Origin of the sequence: Arthrobacter ginkgonis, from assembly GCF_039540195.1 — a bacterium.
In the GTDB taxonomy this organism is placed as follows: Bacteria; Actinomycetota; Actinomycetes; order Actinomycetales; family Micrococcaceae; genus Zafaria; species Zafaria ginkgonis.
In genome coordinates, this window is record NZ_BAABEO010000025.1 from 61733 (window position 1) to 80642 (window position 18910).

Sequence of the window (18910 nt, forward strand, 5' to 3'; positions counted from 1 at the left end):
CTTCCTGGTGTGGGGTGGTGTCCTACTGCCCGAGAACGCGCTCGAGCCACGAGTCGCGCGAGGCGAGCGCGGCGCGCGTCAGTTCGGTGTCCGGCGCGTACATGTCGAAGCCGTGGCACCCTCCGGACCAGACGTGCAGCTCGGCCTGACCGCCGGTAGCCCAGATGCGGGATGCGTACTCCACGTCCTCGTCGCGGAACAGCTCGGCGGAGCCGACCTCGATGAAGGCGGGGGGAAGCCCGGACAGGTCCGCGGCGCGGGTGGGGGCGGCGTAGGCCGGGGCGTCCTCGCTAAAGGCGAGTCCGTCGCCCAGGACGCACTGCCAGGCCACCTCGTTCGCCTCGCGGGTCCAGGTCCCCAGGCTCCGGTACTGATGCGCCGACGGGGTGCTGTTGGTGTTGTCGACCATCGGGCACAGCAGCAGCTGGCCGGCGATGCCCGGCCCGCGGCGGTCGCGCGCCATCAGCGCCACCGCCGCGGAGAACCCGCCGCCCGCGCTGCCGCCCATCACGACGATCCGCTCGGCGTCCACCCCGAGCTCCGCGGCATGCGCGCTCATCCACTCCAGGCCCGCGTAGCAGTCCTCGACGCCGGCGGGGTACGGATCCTCGGGGGCCAGCCGGTACTCGACGTTGACGGCCACGTACCCGTGCCGTTCCACGAGGTCGACCAGACGGCCGGTCTCCCAGTAGCGGTGTCCGACGACCATGCCGCCGCCGTGGATGTTGTACAGGCCCGGAACCCGCGCCTGCGGGTCCAGTCCGCGGGGCCGCAGGACGGTGATCTCCAGGTCGGGGGCGCCCGCCGGCCCGGGGATCACCCGTTCCTCGGCCTCGACGGCCCGGGGGCCGATGACGTCCGACGGCGGCGGGAACATGGTGGCCATCGAACCGCGCATGGCGAGCACCGAGTCGCGCGTCAGGGGCGCGTCCGAGGCCGCCGCCTCGACGGCGGGCCGGACTTCGGGGGCGAAGGGAACGGGGACGGAGGCGGCGGGGAGAGCGACGGCGGTGCCCGATTCGGTCATGGTTACTCCAACTTTCTTAGAGGCTGGTCTTTCTGGGTTCCGGGGTTCTGGTCTTGAGGGGTTGGCCGGTGGCGGGATGTGCGGATTCCCGCGGCCGCGAAGGCCCCTAGGGGCCCTCGGGATCAACGGCGTCGCGGTCGGCCCAGAAGGGGGCGGCCAGGGCGCGGAGTTCCTCGGCCCCGATCCGCACGAGCAGGTCGATCGCGCCGAGGTTTTCGCGCAGCTGGGCGATCCGGCTGCTGCCGAAGAGGGTCGTCGCGGTGTGGGCGTGCGTGAGGGTGAAGGCGATGAGCAGCTGCGCCGGGGTCGCGTCCAGGGACCGGGCCAGGTCGGCCACGCCCTGCGCCGCCGCGACGATCCGTTCTCGAATGCTTCCCGGGTCGCGCCCCACCTCGCGCGAGGGGGCGAGGTTCCCGGCCAGGATGCCGCCTTCCATCACGTCGGAGGCCTGCATCGCGAAGCCCTGCGCGAAGAGCCGGGCGAAGGGTTCGCCGTCGGGGATGGAGCGGCGCGAGACGGAGTACTTCAGCTGCGCGAACCGCGGCCCCGCCACGCCTTCCTCGGCGGCAATGTCGATGAGCCGCTGGATGTTCGGGGCCGACCAGTTGTTCACGCCCCACGCCCGGATCAGGCCCTCCCGGTGAAGGCCGGCCAGGTCCAGCACCAGGTCGCGCAGGTGCAGGTCGTCGCGGCGCAGGTCGCCCAGGACCACCAGGTCAGCATGGTCGCAGCCGATCCGGAACAGGGCGTTCGCCAGCTGCGGGCGGAAGCCATCGGGGCCGTAGCCTTCCAGCCACAGCTTGGAGGAGACCAGGTAGTCGTCGCGGCGCAGGCCGGCGGCCCGCACGATCGCGGAGAACAGGACGTCGGTGAAGACCGGCGGCTGGTCGCCGGGGACGCTGTAGACGCCGACGTCGAAGAGGTTGATCCCGCTGCCGTGGGCAACGCGGACCATCTCCACGGCGTCGCGGAAGTCCATGCGGTCATACGTGTGCCACGAACCGAGGGAGAGCGCCGAGACGTCCAGGCCGGAGTCGCCCAAGGGGCGTTGCGGCACGGTGGTGGGAAGCGTGGTGGTCATGCTGGTCCTTTCCTGCGGGTGGATGCCAAGGTGGTGCTTGCGGGGGCGGCCGTGTTGTGGTGCGCCGCTAGAGGGAGGGGTCGATGACGGCCTTGATCGCCTCGTGCCCGGCCATGGCGCGCAGGGACGCGCCGGCGCTCTCGAGCGGCACGGGATCGCCGAAGAGGTCGTGCCAGGGCATGCGGTCGCCGAAAGCGTCGAAAAATCCCAGGGCGTGGTGGTAGTCGGACACGTCCCCGTTCAGCGAGCCGACCACGGTCAGTTCCTTGCCCATAACGGATCCCAGGGCGATGGCGTCGGAGGACGGTCCGGTCGAGCCGACCACCACGAACGTGCCGCGCTGGGCGGCCATGGCCACGGCCTCGACCCCCACGCTCGGCGCGCCCGCAAAGTCCAGCACCAGGTCCGCTCCGCGGCCACCGGTCGCCTCGCGCACGGCCTCGACGGTTGCCTGGGATCCGCCCGAGATGTCGACCACCGCGTCGGCCCCGAAGCGGCTGGCCATCCCCAGGCGGTCCGCGGGGGCACCGATGGTGACCACCGTGCCCGCGCCGGCGATGCGCGCCACGGCCGTCGCAAAGATCCCCAGCGCGCCGGTCCCCTGCACCGCGACCGTGGAACCGGGGCGCACTCCTCCGGCGCGGTCGAAGGCACGCAGCACGGTCTTGGCCGCGCACCCCGCCATGGCAGCCAGGGTGTCGTCCACCGCGTCCGGCAGCAGCAGCTTCTCGGCCCGGGGGGTGACGTAGCAGGTTTCGACCAGGCCGGCGGTGGCATAGGGGGGCCGGTCGGACCGCTGGAGGAACCCGTACCCGCGGGCGCTGCAGGCGACCGGCTCCCGGAGCACGCGGCAGCCGTGGCATTCGCCGCAGGTGGACTCGGACCAGCCGAGGCGGTCCCCCACCGAAATCGGGCGGCCCAGGACATCACGGGCCTGCCCGCCGACGGCGATCACCTCGCCGACCATCTCGTGGCCCAGCACCATGGGCAGCATGCCGGGGATGTCCATCTTCCCCTGCCAGATTTCGACGTCGGTGCCGCACAGGGTCGCGCGGCGGATCCGGACCAGGACCGCACCCGCCTCGAGTTCCCGCGGCAGCGGGATCTCCTGCATTTCCAGGTCGGCGCCGAACTCTGTCAGGATCGCGGCACGTGTCTGCGTGGGACGGGGCATGCGTACTCCTACGTGGTGGGGAGGGCTGGGGGTGATGCGCCGTAGCCGTGATGCACGGCACCAACGTGGGATAGTCTACATACGTTGACAAAAATTGGAACCCGAGGAGAACCGTGCGGCACGAACCCCTACCACCGACCCCCGGCCCCGCCCCCTCCGGGGAGGCCGACCTGCTGCTGCGCGGGGGACGGATCCTCACCCTCGACGCCCGGGATTCGACCGCCGAGGCCCTGGCCGTGCGCGGCGGCAGGATCATCGCCGTGGGCGGCGAGCGCGAACTGTCCCGCCTGGCCGGGCGCCACACGCGCGTCGTGGATCTCGACGGCGGAGCCGCGATTCCGGGGATCAACGACTCCCACCTGCACGGCGCCTGGCTGGGGGCCATGTGGCCCCGCACCCTGTTCGGGGCGGCCGATTCCGGCGCCCCGAACCCCTTGGGCGCCCCGAACCTTCCGGACGGCCGCAACGACGCCGGCACCGGCGCCACGGAACTCGGCCTCACGGAACCGGGCCCCGACGTCGAACAGCGGCTCCTGCACTCGGAGGCGGACCGCGAGGCCGCCCTACTGGCGGCCGGGCGCATCGCCGCTTCCTTCGGGATCACCAGCTACACCGAACCCGGGCTCGGGCCCGGGGAGAACGCCGGGCCGACCGGCTGCTTCGGGGAGGAGGTGCTGGCCACCTACCGGAGGCTGGCCGCCGACGGGCGGCTGACCGCACGCATCACGGTCCTGATGCTCTACGGCCTGCTGGATGGCCCCAGCCGCCTGGCCGACTTCGAGGCCGGCCTCGCGTCCCTGCCGGCCGGGCCCGCCGGAGGGCGTCCGCACGGGCCGGCCGAACGACTGCTCCGGGTGGCCGGGGTGAAGATCTTCGCCGACGGCATCCCGCCGATGCGCAACGCCTGGATCCACGGCTGCTACCCCGACGGGACCCACGGAACCCCACTCACCGACGGCGCCACCGAGGAGGCGCGCGCCGCCTCGCTGCGCGCCATGATCCAGGCAGCGCACGCGCGGGGGCTTCAGGTCGGCGTGCACGCCACGGGCGACCGCAGCATCGACGCGTTCATCGACGCCGTCGCGGAGGCCGGGAAGGGGTACGGCGACCTGCGGCACTACGTCATCCACGGCGACCTGGTGGGTGAGGCGGCCCTGCGGCGCCTGGCCGGGCTCGGTATGGGCCTGAACACGCAGGCGGCGATCGCCCTCCATACCGGGGACCTGCTTGTCGGGACGCTTGGGCGGCAGGCGGCCGCCGCGGCCTGGCCGCTCCGGGCGGCCCTCGCGGCGGGCGTTCCGCTGGCGCTGAGCTCGGACGCGCCGGTCACGACGCCGGACTGGCGGCTGGGGCTGGCGGCAGCCGACGAGTGGATGGGGGACGCCGGCGACCCCCGGGCCCGCATGGGCGAGCTCCTGCGCTGCTACACGGCCGCCGGCGCGTGGCAGGACCACGCCGAGGCGTACAAGGGGACCCTTGAGGTCGGGAAGGTTGCGGACATCGCGGTCCTGGAGGCGGATCCCTACGCGCTGGCGCCGGCGGACATGCCCGACGTGGCGGTGCTCCACACGGTGTTCGACGGCCGCCTCATCCACAGCCGGGACGAGATCCACGGCCGAGACGAGGCGGCCGTCAATTCAGCCGCCGCGAACCTACGGTAGGGCCTCCGGTGTGGCGCGGCCGGCCGCGCCACACCGGAGGCGCACCCGCGTCAGGTGAGCAGCTGGCCGCCGTCGACCGGCAGGCACGTCCCCGTGATGTGCCCGGCGCCGTCCGAGGCGAGGAAGGCCACCGCAGCGGCGACGTCGGCGGTGGCGGCCAGGCTGCCGAGCGGGATGCGCGACTCCCAGGCCGCGCGGGCCTCGGAGCCTTCGGGCATTCCCTCCGCGAGCATCGGGGTCAGGACCGGCCCCGGGGACACCGCGTTGACCCGGATGCCGTGCGGGGCGAGCTCGACCGCCGCCCAGCGCGTCATGGCGTCCACCGCGGCCTTCGACGATTCGTAGCCGCCCATGCCCGGGGTGGGCTGGCGCGCCCCGATGGAGGAGACGTTGACGACGGCGCCCCCGTTCCCCGTTTCCGCCATGTGCCGGGCCACGGCCTGGGTCACCGCGTAGGTCCCCAGCACGTTGACTCGCAGGATGGATTCGTAGTCCGCGACGGGCAGTTCCATCAGCGCCCCGTGCAGGGAGAGCAGGCCGGCGTTGTTGACCAGGACGTCGATCGGCCCGTGCTGGGCCACGATGCGTTCTACGGCGCCGGCCACCTCGGCGGCGTCCGTGATGTCGATCCTCTCCGCGCCAACGCCCAGCTCGCCCGCAACGCGTGCGAGCGCGGCCGCGTCGCGGTCCGCGATGACCACGCGGTCCCCCTGGGCCGCGAACGCCTCGGCGATGCTCCGACCGATGCCCCCGGCGCCCCCGGTGACAAGTACGGTTCGAACCTTGCTCATGCTTCCTCCTCTTCGGCCGCGGGACCGCAGCTCCGCCGTATAGTATACGTGCGTAGACAAAAAACAGTGATCCCTCACACACCTCGAGGAGCAGCGCATGAGTACCTCCACCACCGTCCCCACCCGTCGATTGGGCCCCGCAGGGCCCGAGGTTCCGGCCGTCTCGCTCGGCTCCTGGAACACGTGGGACCGCATGCCGTTCGATGAGGCAGTGGCCCTGATCAGGTACGCCGCCGATGCCGGGGCCGCCTACTTCGACGTGGCCCACTACAACATGGGCCCGCACGCGGAGCAGGCCACAACGGACCTGGTCTTCGGCCGGGCGGTGGCCGAGGCCGGCCTGCGGCGCAACGACTACATCCTGTGCGGAAAGCTGTGGCTCTGGGACTACCCGGCCACGGGCTTCGCCCAGCAGATGGAGACGTCGCTGGAGCGGATCGGAACCGGCCACGCCGACCACGTGGTGGTGGGTGACTACCTCGGAGAACTGGACGCGCGCAGGGTCGTCGACGACGTGAATGCCCAGATCGACGCCGGACGCTTCGAATCGTGGGGCGTGAACAACTGGGGCATCAACGAGCTGCACACCGCGCTGGACCACGCCGGGGCCCATGGCCTGGTCCCGCCGTCGTTCGCGCAGCTCAAGTACTCGCTGGCCCGCCGCACGATGGCCGAAGGGGAGTGCTACGGGCCGCTGTTCGCCGACGGAACCCTCTCGCTGCAGGCCTCCGACGTCTTCGAGGGCGGGATCCTCGCCGGCAAACTGTCCCCCGGCCGCAAGATCGGCGCGGACGTCGGGGGCATCCGCGGGCACATCGTCGAGGCCTTCCCGGAGGTTCGGCGGATCGCGGAGGAGCTGGAGACCACCCCGACGCAGTTGAGCCTGGCGTTCACCCTGACCCATCCCGCCACCGCAAACGTCCTGTTCGGCAGCAGCAGCGTCGCCCAGTTCCAGGAGAACCTCGGGGCACTGGACCTGCTGGAGCGGCTGGGCGCGGACCGCCTGCGCGAGGCCACCGCCGGGCTCTGGCTGGACCGCCACGTCAGCGCCGACGGGACCTGGCCGGCCGCGTAGCCCCGGCCGGCGTCGCACTGGTCGACGCAGCCCCTCCGGCACCGCCCCGAACGGAAGCGAGGGCCGCACCGCCGTGGCGGTGCGGCCCTCGCTTGTGGCCTCGGCCTACGAGGCCAGGAAGGCGATGGCCGCTTCCCGGAATTCGGGCGCAAGCAGCGCCCCGCGATGGTCGCCCGGCACGGAGAGCACCCGCGCGCCGGGCACGGACTCGGCGACCCATCCAGCGTCGCCGGCCACCGGATCCCCGCTGCCGGCAACCGCCAGCAGGGGCACGGCCGGGCGTCCGGCCTGGGGACTGAAGGGCCGCTCGCCAAGGGCAGCCATGAGGCGGATCAACGACTCCGAGTCCCGGCCGGGCGCGGAAACCATCGAGGCCAGCATGGACACCAGCGGATCTGCGGCAGCCCCGGGATCCGCAACCGCGGCCGCGACGGCTCCAGGGTCCAAGGCCGCAAAGGGCTCGACCGGGCTCAGCCCGCCCAGAACCATTCGCCGCACCGGGCTTCCCGCACCGGGCAGTTCCCACGCCAGCCGAGCGCCGAGGGAGTACCCGATGACATCCACGGCACCGCAGCCGCTGGAGGCGGCGGCGCCATCGACGATGGCGGAGAGCCGGGCGATGAGCGCGGGGACCGAACAGCCGCCGTCCACCCCGATGGGCCCGGCCGAGCCGTGGCCCGGCAGATCGACGGCGTGGCTGGCCACCCCGGCGGCCGCGAGCCCGGCGGTCCACCCCGTTGCGTGGAAGTCCTCCGCGGCCGAGGAGGCGAATCCGTGGATAAGGACGACGGGCGGCTGGCCCCGGCCGACGAAATCGGCGTCTCGGCGGTGGACCGCCACGGAAAGTGCAGCTGGCATCATTGCTCCTAATTTTTGGCGGGATTTTTTGGTGGGCACGCAGGGCGCAACGCTCGCCGCCCGGCCTCTCGGACGCGGCGCCACGCGGACGTCGCCGCTTCCGGAGGTGACACTGGACACCTTATGTCTACGCTCGTAGACTCTCAAGTGCGATCCGGATCCAGCCTCATCAATCCCTGGATCCGGACCGCAACCACCGACCACCACCCGAAGGGTTCCACCGTGACCGCAGCAACCGATCCCCGCACATCCACCACCAGCCCCGAAGCGATCGTCGACGTCGCCATCGGCTTCATGGCCGCCAAGCAGCTGTTCGCGGCCAGCCGCATCGGCCTGTTCTCCGCCCTGGGCGACGGCCCACTGACCGCCGAGGAGCTCGCTTCAGCCACCGGCACCCCCGCCGCGCAGGTGCGCATCCTGGCCGACTCCATGGCTGCGCAGCATCTGCTGACGCGGACCGACGGCAACTACGCCCTGACGCCGGATTCCGCCGCGTACCTCACCGGCCCGCGGGCCGAGCTGGACCTCGCTCCATTCCTGGCCTTCCTCGGATCGATCAGCTACGACCAGTGGCAGGGCTACGACCACACCGTAGACACCAACGACGCCGGAACCCTCGCCCTGGACGACGCCGGCTGGGCCGACTTCATGGCGGGCGTGATGACGTACAACGAACTCCATGCCCGGATGTTCGTGCGCCACTTCGACGTCTCGGAATTCTCCCGCGTCCTGGACTTCGGCGGACTCAGCCCGGCGTTCGCGGTGCAGGCCATGACGGCAAACCCGCAGCTCACCACGCACTTCGTCGTCGCTCCGGATTTCAGCGACGAGGTGCGGCAGGCGGTGGAGGCCGCGGGCCTGGGCGGCCGCGCCACGATCGAGGCCCAGGCGACGGCCACCGCGTCGGTTGCGGGGTCCTACGACCTGGTGATGCTGAACCACGTGGCCCACCGCTTCACGGAGGCGGAGAACCTGGACATCATCCGCAGCGCGCGGGCGGCGGCCGCGCCCGGGGCGACCCTGGTGATGCTCGACTTCTACCTGGACGACGACGCGGCCCAGCGCAAGATCGACGCCCTGCACGCGGGCGAGTACTACAACATCGACGGCACCGTCGTTTACCCGCAGGCCACGGTGGAGCAGTGGTTCCTCGACGCCGGGTGGGAGCCGGTAGAACGGATCGATCTGCCCGGCAGCCCCCGCCTCCTGGTGGCGCGGACCCGCTGACAGCGGCCGCTCGGCGTCCGAACGCGCAGGGGCCCCGGCGGACTGCCGCCGGGGCCCCTGCGCGTCAGTCCTCCCGCGCGATCCTGGCCAGGAAGGACTCCACGTGGGCCTTCTGCAGTTCCGGGGTGGACAGCGTCGGGGCCACGAGGACCATGACGTTCGCCCCCGCCGTCAGCAACACCAGTTCATCAACGAGCTGCTCGTCGGGGGTCGCGGTGCGGATGTCCCCGTCCTCCCTGCCCTCGGCCACATAGCGGGCAAGCGCACCGCGCCAGTGCCGCAGGTGCTCCTCGTAGCTCTCCCGCATTCGGGCGTTGTTCACGGCGCGCTCCCAGAAGGAGAGCAGCACCCGCCCGGCGGTGATCCGTTCCTCGTCGCTGGGCATCGCGGCGTGGGCGATGGCCCGCAATGCCTCCATCCCCCGCTTGGAGTCCAGGCCCTTGTCGATGAAGGTCGTCATCGCGCCCAAGGACTCCTGGTAGGTGGCTTGGATGATGTCGTCCTTGCTGTCGAAGAAGTGCTTCAGGGCGCCGTTGGCGAAGCCCGCCTGCCGTGCGATTTCGCGCATCGTGGCGGCTTCTATGCCCCCCTCCACGATCAGGCCGCGGGTGACGGCAACGACCTCGCGGCGTCGCTGGCCATGGTCGATAATTCGGGGCACTGGGGACTCCAGGGGATGGGGGAACGCCTCGCGGCGGGGCTTCCTTCCACTTTAGTGGGAAGCGCCCAAAAGCGGCGGGAACGGCGTCGCTCGATCGACAGGAAGGGCGCTGGCGGAGGCCGGCCCCGAACGCCTTTACGATCGCGTTCGAAGACCGGACCCGCCAACTGTGACCAAGCCAGAACCACCAGTAATCCGGCGGTCCCGCAGCCGGCCGCCCCTAAGCCGGGAACGCTACCGGACGGCAGCCGCAGGCTCGGGCGCGCCGCGCAGTTTGAGCCAAGCCTGGCGACGGGCGGCCTGCCGGGCCGGATCCGCGACCGGGGAGGCCAGCAGCAGGCGCTGGCTGTATGAGTGGACGGGCTCGCGGGTGACGGATTCCCCGTCTCCGGTTTCAACGATCTCGCCGCGGTACATAACGGCGACGCGGTGGCAGATCCGCCGGACGACGCCGAGATCGTGCGAGACGAAGAGGTAGGAAACGCCCGTTTCGCGCTGCAGCTCGATGAAGAGGTCAATGATTGACGCCTGGGTGGTCAGATCCAGCGCGCTCACGGGTTCGTCGCAGACGACCAGCCGCGGCCGGCGCACCAGCGCCCGTGCGATGGCGATGCGCTGCCGCTGGCCACCGGAGAATTCGCTGGGATACCGGTCCACCGATGCCGAGGGCAGGCGGACGCGGTCGAGCATTTCGGCGACGGCCTTTTTCGCGTCCGCGGTGGACGTGCCGCTGACCGTGAGCGGCTCGGCGAGGATCTCGCCGATCGTCATGGTCGGATCGAGCGAGCCGTAGGGATCCTGGAAGACGACCTGGATGTTGCTGGCCAGGCGCCGCCGCGCCGCTCCACGCGCGTGGGTGATGTCGGCACCGGCGAAGCTGATCCTCCCGCTGGTGATCGGCGCGAGACCGAGGATCGCCTTGCCGAGCGTGGATTTGCCGGAGCCGCTCTCGCCGACCAGTCCCACGCATTCGCCTTCGCCGATCGAGAGCGAGACCCCTTTGAGTGCCCTGAACGTTTCGCTCCTGCCCTGCAGGGCATAGTCGACGACGACGTCGTCGGCCGTCAGGATCGGGTTGAACGGGATATTCGACGGGCTCATGGCGCGACCTCCTGCATGCTGTTGCTTTTGTTCCATTGGGCGTCGAGCTGGCTGCGGCTGTCCGACCCGTCGAGGGAAGCCCTGATCAGTTCCCCCGTGTAGGCCTGGGCCGGGCGGCCGAAGATCTGCTCCACCTCGCCGACTTCGACGATGTTCCCGTGCTGCATGACCACCACGCGGTCGCAGACGTCGGCCACGACGCCGAAGTTGTGGGTGACGATCATGAGCGCCATGTTGTACTCCTGCTGCAGTTCGCGCAGCAGCTCAAGCACCTCGGCCTGAACCGTCACGTCCAGTGCCGTGGTCGGCTCGTCGGCGACCAGCAGTGAGGGTCGCCCCGCAACCGCCCCGGCGATGAGCACGCGCTGGGCCATGCCGCCGGAAATCTGGTGGGGGTAGGAGTTCATGACCCGTTCCGGGTCGACGATGCCCACGCGCTCGAGCATGGCGACGGCGGTCCGGCGCGCCTCGGCGCGCGGGAGTTTCAGCACGCTGCGCAGCGGCTCCACCAACTGATGTCCGATGGTGTAGCAGGGATCCAGGTTGGACATGGGTTCCTGCGGGATGTAGCCGATGGTCCTGCCCAGCAGGCCGGCCCGCTCCGCCGAGCCCATCCGGGTCACCTCCCGGCCGTCGATCCAGATCCCGTCGGCGGTGGCATGCCCACCGGCGGGGAGCAGGCCGAGCAGCGAAAAGACCGTCTGGGACTTGCCGGAGCCGGACTCGCCGACGATGCCCAGCACCTCCCCCGGTGCCATGTCGAGCGAGATCCCGTGCACCACTTCGACGTCGCCGCCATGGCCGGCGTAGGACACCCTGAGATTCTCGATCCGGGCCGCCGCCTTCTCCGGCGCATGGACCATCATCCCGGTGGCCGGTGCGAACTCCCGTCTGGTCCGCTGCCGGGACTTGCGGGTGGAGCGCGCGGCGGGTTTGCGTACGACGACCAGGTCGGCGAGCGTCGAGCCCATGACAGCGAGCACGGCGATGGTGATGCCCAGTGCCGCCGCGGGCCAGAGCAGCAGCAGCGGTTCGGTGAGCATGTTGCGGAAGCCGTCGTTCATCATCGCCCCCCAGCTCGGGATGGACGCGCTGCCGATGCCCAGGAACTGAAGGCCGGCCTGCAGGCCCATGGCGATGCCGGCAGTGAGGGCGGTCTGGATGATGATGGGGGCGTACACGGCGGTGACGACGTGCCTGCCCATGATGCGCAGGTCCGTGAGCCCGGCGACGCGGGCAGCATCGATGTAGGGCTCGTTGCGGACCGCCAGCGCCGCCGAGCGCGCGATCCGGAAGTAGCCCGGCGCCATGAACACGCCAACGGTGATCATGATGATGGTGAAGTCGGCTCCGGTGCCCGCGGCAACGATGAGCAGGATGATCATGCCCGGTATGGCCTGGAGCGCGTCGCTGATCCAGGTACAGATCCGGTCGGTGGCCCGGCCGAAGTAGCCGGCGGCGACGCCGGCGGGCACGCCGGTGATGACGCCGGTGGCAACGGCGAGGAGGGCGCCGTAGAGCGTGGTTTGGGTACCCCAGATGAGCCGGCTGAGCACGTCGCGGCCGCTGGAGTCGCCGCCCAGCCAGTGGTCGGCGCCCGGCGGGGCCTTGGTGATCTTGAGGTTGACGAAGTTCGGATCGTACGGGCTGAGCCAGGGCGCCAGGAGGCCCACCAGCACCACCAGCACCAGGATGGACAGGGAAACCGCCCCCGCGGGACGCCTGATGAAGCGCCGGGCCACGGATTCGCGTCGGGCCTTGGCTGTCTCGATGTTGATGGCAGCGGTCACTGTACACGCACCTTCGGGTTGATGAGGCCAAGGAGGAGATCGAGCAGGAAGTTGACGATGACGACGAAAACGACCGAGACGACCGTGATGCCCAGAAGCACCGGGATGTCGCCGGAGTTCGACGCCGATGTGGTGAGCGCGCCGATGCCCGGCAGGCTGAAGATCGCCTCCACGATGATTGCCCCACCGAGCAGGGCAACGAACTGCAGCGCGAGCACTGTCAGGGCGGCCGGGGAAGCATTGCGCAGGATGTGGGTGTTGACCCGGCGGCCGGAAAGTCCCCGGCTGCGCAAGGTGCGCACGAAGTCCAGGCCGCTGACGCGCACCACCGAGTTGCGCAACTGCTCCGCCACCGACACGATGCCGCCCAGTGCCAGGGCCACTGCCGGCAGGGTGATGGAGCGCAGCCAGCCGCCGAACGACTGGTCGATGGGAAGATAGCCGACCGCCGGGAACCAGCGGAGGTTGATCGCGAACCAGATCACCAGCACGAAGCTCACCCAGAAGCCGGGCAGGGCGAAGAGCACCACAGCGCACGTCTTGACGGCCCGGTCGATCGCGCTGCCAGGGCGCAGGCCGGCGAGAAGCCCGAATGCGGTTCCGATGACGGCCGAGATCAGCGTCGCGAAAGCCACGACCGAGAGCGTCACCGGCAGCTTGAGGAAGAGTTCGTCGTTGACCGGGCGGGAATACCTCCACGAGGTGCCGAAGTCTCCCGTGGCCGCGTGGCGGAACCAGTCCCAGAACTGCTCGAGGATGGGCCGGTCAATCCCCAGTTGCTGCCGCAGAGCCACTTGCTGTGCCGGCGTGGCGGTGTCCCCAAGCAGCGCCACCGTCGGGTCACCGATCGCCAGGTAGCAAAGGAAGAACGACGCGACGGTGATGACGAAGAGAAGGATGAGGCCGGAAACGAAGCGTTTGACAGTGAATCTAAGCATCTTGAGTCCTGATCGCAGGCGGGGCGCCGCCGTCGTTCATGGCGCCCCGCCCCAGTGAGAGGGATGAATCTAGCCCTGTTGAATATGGCGAAGGGTCGGGAACATCATGCCCGTAACCGGGGTCACGGTAATGCCATCGGCGCTGAAGTAGGTGTTGTCCGACTGGTACCAGACCGTCCACCATGCCTGCTCGGTCAGGGCCTTGTTGAGTTCCTTGATGAGGGCGAGCTGCTCGCTGTCCTCGGCCACCTTGATCTTGTCGACGAGCGCCTTCAGCTCCGGGATCTCGGTGTATTCCGTGTTGGGGTTGAACCACTGCTTGCTGGTCAGCTGGCGGGCGACCGTCGCGACCGGATCCGCATCCATGGCCAGGAAGGAGATGAACATCGGGTAGGTCGCCGCCTTGGCCTGGTAGTCGGGCTGGGACATGTCGTCCCACGTGACCTTGACGCCGATCTCCGTCAGTGCCTGCTCGGCAGCGGCCTGCCATGTCTGGAAGACCGGTGACATGGGCATGGTCACGGAGAATCCGTCGGCGTAGCCGGCGTCGGTCAGCAGCCGCTTGGCCTCGTCGACATTGTAGGAGTACACCTCGTCGAGCTTGGGGTCGTTGGCCTCGGTGCCGGCCGGGAATACCTGGTCAGTGGCGGTGCCGGCTCCCGAACCGATCGACTCGAGTATCGCGGCGCCGTCGAAGGCGTAGTTCAGCGCCTGGCGGACGCGCTCGTCCCCGAGGGGCTCAAGGACCTTCCCGGTACGGTCGACGAATTGGATGCCCACCCAGCCGGAAACCTTGTTCGCCACGTTCCACCCGCTCTGCTCGGCCTGCGGGATATTGGCCGGATCACCGTATTCGACGTTGATCTGCCCGGAGAGCATGGCATTGTGGCGGGCCGTGGCATCGGTGATCGGCAGGACCTTGACCGTCTCGAACGGATACGTTGCAGCATCCCAGTGGTCCGCGGTCTTGGTGAACACATACTCCGACCCCGGCGTGCTCGAGGCATCGAGGGCGTAGGGGCCCGAGCCCACCGGCCCGCCCTGCAGCGCACCGGATGCGAGGGCGGCCGGCGAGGCCATGTAGCTGCGGCCAAGACCCATGAAATAGAGGATCGAGTTCTCCCGCTCCGCGAACGCGAACTGGATCGTGTCCTCGTCCACCGCGGTGAACTTCTTGACGTTCTGGTAGGCCTCGCCCGAGCGCGCCCCCTCCTTGAGGTGTTCAAGGTTCGCAACCGCCGCCTCGGCATTGAAGGCCTCGCCGTCACTGAACTTGGCGTCCGTGCGGAGGTCCATCGTCAGCGTCTTGCGGTCCCCGGAGAACTTCCAGCCAGTGGCCAGCGCAGGGATGGGCTCGCCGTTTCCGTTCAGGGCCACCAGCGGGTCATAGACCGCGGACAGGTAGGGTCCATCGAAGCCGATGTCGGCGTTTGCCGGATCCCAGGCGGTGACATCCAAGAAGTTGCCGATCTTGAGCTCGGTCGGCGCAGTGCCCGCAGCGGCGGAGCCGCCCCCGGGCGAACACGCCGTGAGCGCAATTGCGGCAACAGCCAGGGCGGCCGCAAACGGGGTCTTTTTCATGGTTCCTTCTCTCTGCTGAGGGAGATTGGCTGATGCAGCGGGAAAAATTTCGGGTTCCTCGGATTCGCGGCGGGGCCCCAGATTCGACTGCCGCTTCCACCTTTATAGTATACGAGCGTAGACAATAAAATGTGACAGCGGTCTCATTGCGGAAAATGTGTCGTGCCAGCAGGGAAGCTGGTGCCCCGCAAAGGGACTTGACCCGGTCGCCAAGACTGCCCGGACGCGCAACGGGAGGAAACCGGGGCCTTGGCCTCGGTTCCCTCCCGTTGAACCCTCATCCATTCCGGGATGGATCTATTCGTAGATGCGCTCGACCTCCCGCTCGATCTCGACGATTAGCTCGGGGTTGTAGCCGGCCTTGGGGCCGGGGGTGTAGCGGACGTGGTGCAGCGTGCCGGTATAACGAGCCGAGCCCGCCCGTTCGTAAAGCTCCCAGTCCACCGGACTTCCGCGGTCGACGCCGGAACTGATGCCGGTGAACGGCGACATCCCCACCAGCTGCAGCACGGGCCCCAGATGCACGGCTTCGGAATCCGGCAATTCCAGCCGCACCGCCCACTTGATGTCCGGCAGCGCCTCCGCGGCCAACCTTGCCTGCAGGCGGCCCCGGCCCCTGATGGGGCTGCATACCCGGTGCACCCGTCCGTACTCGTTATAGCTGAGGCACAGTTGTCCGTCTTGAACGAACAACACATAGCCACCGCCCTGGTCCCCGTGGGCGACGAGTACGCCGCCGTCGCCGTCCCGGTACTCGAAATCGGCGGCAATCTCGAAGGAGCGCAGGTGGATCAGCTTGCTGGAGCGGTAACGTTCCAGCGTGGGAGTGTCCGGGTAGAGCGTCACCGGGTCGGAGAGCACCAGTTCCGTTGAAGGGCGGGTGCGGAAGATCGAGCCGTCGTCGCTGAGCGGGAAGACCGTGTTGTTCCACGCCGCGGCGCGCCACTTCTCGGCCAGTTCGGCGACCTTCTCCGGGTGCACCGCGGCCAGGTCCACGGTTTCGGCCGGATCCGCCTCAATGTTGTAGAGCTCCCACTCGCCGTCGCTGTACGGCTCCCCGAAACGGTGTTCGGTAACGATCTTCCACTGGTTGCAGAAATAGCCGCGGTGACCGATGAACTCGGTGTACTGCTCGTGCCGGGCGGCAGGTGCCGCCGGGTCCCGCAGCACCGCCTCGAAGCTGACGCCGTCCACTTCCTTGGCCCGGAGCCCGTGGCGCTCGGCCAGGTGCTCCACGCCGGCCAGGCCGAGGAGGGTCTGGCCCAGGTCGGTGACGTAGGCGTACTGGGACCGCAAGCCGCCGTCGCCCTGGCCCCGGGGCAGGCCGGCCGGCCAGGAGACGAGCAGCGGGACCCGGATGCCCCCGGCGAAGGTATGTCCCTTGTAGAGGCGGAAGGGCGTGTTGGAGGCGCGGGCCCAGCCGCGCGGATAGTGGGCAAAGGCCCGCGGCCCGCCGATCAGCTCCAGTTCCCGGGGGACGTCCCGGTCCCAGTCGGCCGGCAACCCGGCCAGGTGCACGAACTGGCTGAAGTAGCTTCGGGTGCCTTCGGCTCCGCCCTCGGCGGTCCCTCCGTTGTCCGAGGCAAAGACCACGAGGGTGTTCTCGTATTCGCCGATTTCCTTCAGGTGGTCCAGCAGGCGTCCGAGGTTCTGGTCAACGTTGTCCACGGAGCCCGCATAGACCTCCATGTAGCGGGCGAAGAGCTGCTTCTGCTCCGTGCTCAGGCTGTCCCACGCGGCCACTTCCAGGCCCGGCTCCTGTTCCGCGGGAAGGACGGTGTCCGCCGGGAAGAGCCCGTCGCGGATCTGCCGCCGGAAGCGCTCATCGCGCACATGGTCCCAGCCGGCGTCGTAAAGTCCGCGGTACTTGCCGATGTCGCCGGACTTGGCCTGAATGGGGCCGTGTACGGCCTGGTGGGCGAAGTAGAGGAAGAACGGCTTGTCCGGATCGTTGGCGCGCAGGCCCTTGATCATCCGCAGCGCCTGGTCGGTTAGGTCATCGGTGAGGAAATAGCCTTCCGGGAAGTCGTCGATGACCAGTGGGGCGTTGTCCTGCACCAGTCGGTGCGGATGGTGCAGGGTAGTGAAGCCGTCCATGCACCCGTAATAGCGGTCAAAGCCGCGCTGCAACGGCCAGGAAGCCTTGTCCGCGCCGTCGTGCATCTTGGATTCCTTGGTCAGGTGCCATTTGCCGACCATGAAGGTCGCGTACCCGCCGGCCCGGAAGGACTCGGCGATGGTCGGCACGTCGTCGGCAATCTCCAAGGTGTACCCGGGATATCCGGGATCCGCATGCGCGACCGAGGAGAACCCGGCACGGTGGGGGTTGAGGCCGGTAAGGAGCGCCGCCCGGGCCGGCGAACAGACCGGCGCCGAGTGGTAGTTGGTAAAGCGGTAGCCACCCTCCGCCAGGGCCGCAAGGTTGGGCGTGTCGATCTCTCCGCCGTAGGGTGAAATGTCGCTGTACCCCAGGTCGTCCAGCAGGACGACGACGACGTTGGGCGCGTCCTGGGGCGCCCGGCGCTTGGCCGGCCAAGCCGGTACGGACGCCGAGGACACTTCCTCGATCCTGCCCTTGAAGCCCTCATAACCCCGGCTGGGGTAGGGAATCGCGCCAGTGTCCATGTGCCCGCTCCTTCCGTCCACGAATGTGGCCGTCGTCACTTATTTATCGTCTACCACCATAGACGAAAATGATGCAACGGGAGACGGAATGGCCCCGGACTCTGGTGCGCGGGCGCTACAGCGTAACGAGCGCCTGCACGGCGGCGTGGTCGGAGGGCCAGCGGCCGGCGTCGTTCCACGTGTTGATGGCCGCCCGGTGGACGCTCACGTCGGGACTGGTGAGGATCCAGTCGATGACCTTCGCGCCTTCCACCGGGGGCCCGTAGTCGGTGAACGTTCCCCAGTCCGGGGTCAGGCGTTTCCTCGCGGCATCCCAGGCATCGGTGAACGGCCCGTCGTCGACAAGCGTCGCGTAGGAGGCCGAGGCGCCGGCGAGGTCGTTGAAGTCGCCCATCACCACCGAGGGCAGGCCTTCGAAGCGCTCCGCCAGCGTGGCAAGCAGTTCCGCGCTCTTGATCCGGGAGGGCTCGGACTCGTGGTCGAAGTGCGTGTTGGCGGCGACGAACTGCGCGCCGGTGGCACGGTCAGCGAAGCGGCCCCACGTGGCGATCCGGGGCACCGCGTTGCCCCAGGTGCGCGAGGCGACGATCTCCGGGGTGGAGGACAGCCACCACTGCTGCCACTCAAGGACCTCGAGGCGGCGGGAATCGTAGAAGACCGCGGAGTACTCGCCCACGCTGCGGCCCTCACGCCCGAAGCCGATCATCCGGTAGCCGTCGGGCAGGCCGCTTCGGATGGCCGCCAACTGCTCGAAGCCGGCTTCCTGGACCCCCAGCAGGGTGGGCTGTTCGAGGCCGAGGAATTCCTGAACCAGCGGGGCCCGGTCCGGCCAGTGGTCGGGGTGGCCGGGCGCCGTCCCGGAAACCACGCAACGGACGTTGAAGCTCATGATGTGCAGGTCCCTGCCGGCGGCCGGGCCGATAAGGGCACCCCCTGCGGGAACTGCGCCGGCGGGATCGAAAAGCGGGCGGGTGGAGGCTGTGCGGCTGAGCAAAGCTTGGCGGCTCTTGTCCATGGGTCCTCTTAGCCGGACCAGCAGTCCGGGATCGACGGTTGCGATGGGCGGTGCGCTTCTGGCCGCTGCGATACCGGCCGGTCCCAGTGTCCCGAAGCGCGGTGAACGGCGGGCCGTGGGCCGGTGAACGGCGGCGGAGATCCACGTTACACCGCGCCCCTCAGCGCCTCCGGACCGCGTTTCGGCGGAAGGCAGCGCGGTCCGGCCGGCCACTTTTCGGGGGTGACCGGTGCGGATTGCGCCCTTCCCGCGACGGCGCCGGACCGACGGAAGATCCTCAAGCCGTGATGTAGATCACATACGAG

At 69.5% G+C, this 18910-nt stretch carries 15 protein-coding genes; 3 read left to right on the forward strand and 12 right to left on the reverse strand.

Going from position 1 to position 18910, the window contains the following annotated elements; translation table 11 throughout:
* Positions 1-22 precede the first annotated feature (22 nt).
* The 3 genes from ABD912_RS18830 to ABD912_RS18840 all read right to left on the reverse strand — a co-directional run bounded on the left by ABD912_RS18830 (position 23) and on the right by ABD912_RS18840 (position 3282).
* On the reverse strand, positions 23-1027 hold the full coding sequence (locus tag ABD912_RS18830; protein ID WP_345153281.1) for an alpha/beta hydrolase: 1005 nt from the start codon (positions 1025-1027) through the stop codon (positions 23-25).
* A 106-nt stretch (positions 1028-1133) separates the two neighbouring features.
* Complete coding sequence (locus ABD912_RS18835) at positions 1134-2108, reverse strand: aldo/keto reductase (protein ID WP_345153282.1); 975 nt, start codon at positions 2106-2108, stop codon at positions 1134-1136.
* A gap of 67 nt (positions 2109-2175) precedes the next feature.
* Positions 2176-3282: a zinc-binding dehydrogenase gene (locus ABD912_RS18840; protein ID WP_345153284.1), complete on the reverse strand. Its 1107-nt coding sequence runs from the start codon at positions 3280-3282 to the stop codon at positions 2176-2178.
* A 113-nt stretch (positions 3283-3395) separates the two neighbouring features.
* On the opposite strand from ABD912_RS18840, the gene ABD912_RS18845 reads away from it, so the two are divergent.
* Complete coding sequence (locus tag ABD912_RS18845) at positions 3396-4943, forward strand: amidohydrolase (RefSeq protein WP_345153286.1); 1548 nt, start codon at positions 3396-3398, stop codon at positions 4941-4943.
* 50 nt (positions 4944-4993) lie between these two features.
* On the opposite strand, the gene ABD912_RS18850 is transcribed toward ABD912_RS18845, so the two are convergent.
* A complete protein-coding gene (locus ABD912_RS18850) occupies positions 4994-5734 on the reverse strand; it encodes an SDR family NAD(P)-dependent oxidoreductase (protein ID WP_345153288.1) in 741 nt (246 codons plus the stop codon).
* 97 nt (positions 5735-5831) lie between these two features.
* On the opposite strand from ABD912_RS18850, the gene ABD912_RS18855 reads away from it, so the two are divergent.
* Positions 5832-6809 carry an aldo/keto reductase gene (locus ABD912_RS18855; protein WP_345153290.1) on the forward strand — a complete coding sequence of 326 codons (978 nt, stop codon included), beginning with the start codon at positions 5832-5834 and terminating at the stop codon, positions 6807-6809.
* 105 nt (positions 6810-6914) lie between these two features.
* Here the strand turns inward: ABD912_RS18855 and ABD912_RS18860 are convergent, their stop codons facing one another.
* Positions 6915-7667 carry an alpha/beta fold hydrolase gene (locus ABD912_RS18860; protein ID WP_345153291.1) on the reverse strand — a complete coding sequence of 251 codons (753 nt, stop codon included), beginning with the start codon at positions 7665-7667 and terminating at the stop codon, positions 6915-6917.
* A gap of 222 nt (positions 7668-7889) precedes the next feature.
* On the opposite strand from ABD912_RS18860, the gene ABD912_RS18865 reads away from it, so the two are divergent.
* On the forward strand, positions 7890-8894 hold the full coding sequence (locus tag ABD912_RS18865; protein WP_345153293.1) for a methyltransferase family protein: 1005 nt from the start codon (positions 7890-7892) through the stop codon (positions 8892-8894).
* Positions 8895-8958: 64 nt separating this feature from the next.
* Here the strand turns inward: ABD912_RS18865 and ABD912_RS18870 are convergent, their stop codons facing one another.
* The 7 genes from ABD912_RS18870 to ABD912_RS18900 form a co-directional block, all read right to left on the reverse strand.
* Entirely contained in the window at positions 8959-9555 is a 597-nt protein-coding gene (locus tag ABD912_RS18870) for a TetR/AcrR family transcriptional regulator (protein WP_345153295.1), read from the reverse strand.
* A gap of 234 nt (positions 9556-9789) precedes the next feature.
* Positions 9790-10656 (reverse strand): ATP-binding cassette domain-containing protein, encoded by an 867-nt coding sequence (locus ABD912_RS18875; RefSeq protein WP_345153296.1) that lies wholly within the window; start codon positions 10654-10656, stop codon positions 9790-9792.
* Positions 10653-12446, reverse strand: coding sequence for a dipeptide/oligopeptide/nickel ABC transporter permease/ATP-binding protein (locus tag ABD912_RS18880; protein WP_345153297.1), 1794 nt, complete (start codon positions 12444-12446; stop codon positions 10653-10655). The genes ABD912_RS18875 and ABD912_RS18880 overlap by 4 nt, the downstream gene beginning before the upstream one ends.
* Positions 12443-13384, reverse strand: a complete 942-nt coding sequence (locus ABD912_RS18885; RefSeq protein ID WP_345153300.1) for an ABC transporter permease — start codon at positions 13382-13384, stop codon at positions 12443-12445. The genes ABD912_RS18880 and ABD912_RS18885 overlap by 4 nt, the downstream gene beginning before the upstream one ends.
* A 69-nt stretch (positions 13385-13453) precedes the next feature.
* Positions 13454-14965, reverse strand: a complete 1512-nt coding sequence (locus tag ABD912_RS18890; RefSeq protein ID WP_345153302.1) for an ABC transporter substrate-binding protein — start codon at positions 14963-14965, stop codon at positions 13454-13456.
* 297 nt (positions 14966-15262) lie between these two features.
* Positions 15263-17590, reverse strand: a complete 2328-nt coding sequence (locus ABD912_RS18895) for an arylsulfatase (RefSeq protein ID WP_345153304.1) — start codon at positions 17588-17590, stop codon at positions 15263-15265.
* A 115-nt stretch (positions 17591-17705) separates the two neighbouring features.
* Positions 17706-18605, reverse strand: a complete 900-nt coding sequence (locus ABD912_RS18900; RefSeq protein ID WP_345153305.1) for an endonuclease/exonuclease/phosphatase family protein — start codon at positions 18603-18605, stop codon at positions 17706-17708.
* Between the last annotated feature and the right edge of the window lie 305 nt (positions 18606-18910).

Coding starts and splice junctions, on each gene's coding strand:
- ABD912_RS18855 (WP_345153290.1), top strand. CDS start 5,832: ATGAGTACCTCCACCACCGTCCCCACCCGTCGATTGGGCCCCGCAGGG.
- ABD912_RS18895 (WP_345153304.1), bottom strand. CDS start 17,590: ATGGACACTGGCGCGATTCCCTACCCCAGCCGGGGTTATGAGGGCTTC.
- ABD912_RS18875 (WP_345153296.1), bottom strand. CDS start 10,656: ATGAGCCCGTCGAATATCCCGTTCAACCCGATCCTGACGGCCGACGAC.
- ABD912_RS18840 (WP_345153284.1), bottom strand. CDS start 3,282: ATGCCCCGTCCCACGCAGACACGTGCCGCGATCCTGACAGAGTTCGGC.
- ABD912_RS18885 (WP_345153300.1), bottom strand. CDS start 13,384: ATGCTTAGATTCACTGTCAAACGCTTCGTTTCCGGCCTCATCCTTCTC.
- ABD912_RS18835 (WP_345153282.1), bottom strand. CDS start 2,108: ATGACCACCACGCTTCCCACCACCGTGCCGCAACGCCCCTTGGGCGAC.
- ABD912_RS18900 (WP_345153305.1), bottom strand. CDS start 18,605: ATGGACAAGAGCCGCCAAGCTTTGCTCAGCCGCACAGCCTCCACCCGC.
- ABD912_RS18830 (WP_345153281.1), bottom strand. CDS start 1,027: ATGACCGAATCGGGCACCGCCGTCGCTCTCCCCGCCGCCTCCGTCCCC.
- ABD912_RS18850 (WP_345153288.1), bottom strand. CDS start 5,734: ATGAGCAAGGTTCGAACCGTACTTGTCACCGGGGGCGCCGGGGGCATC.
- ABD912_RS18890 (WP_345153302.1), bottom strand. CDS start 14,965: ATGAAAAAGACCCCGTTTGCGGCCGCCCTGGCTGTTGCCGCAATTGCG.
- ABD912_RS18860 (WP_345153291.1), bottom strand. CDS start 7,667: ATGCCAGCTGCACTTTCCGTGGCGGTCCACCGCCGAGACGCCGATTTC.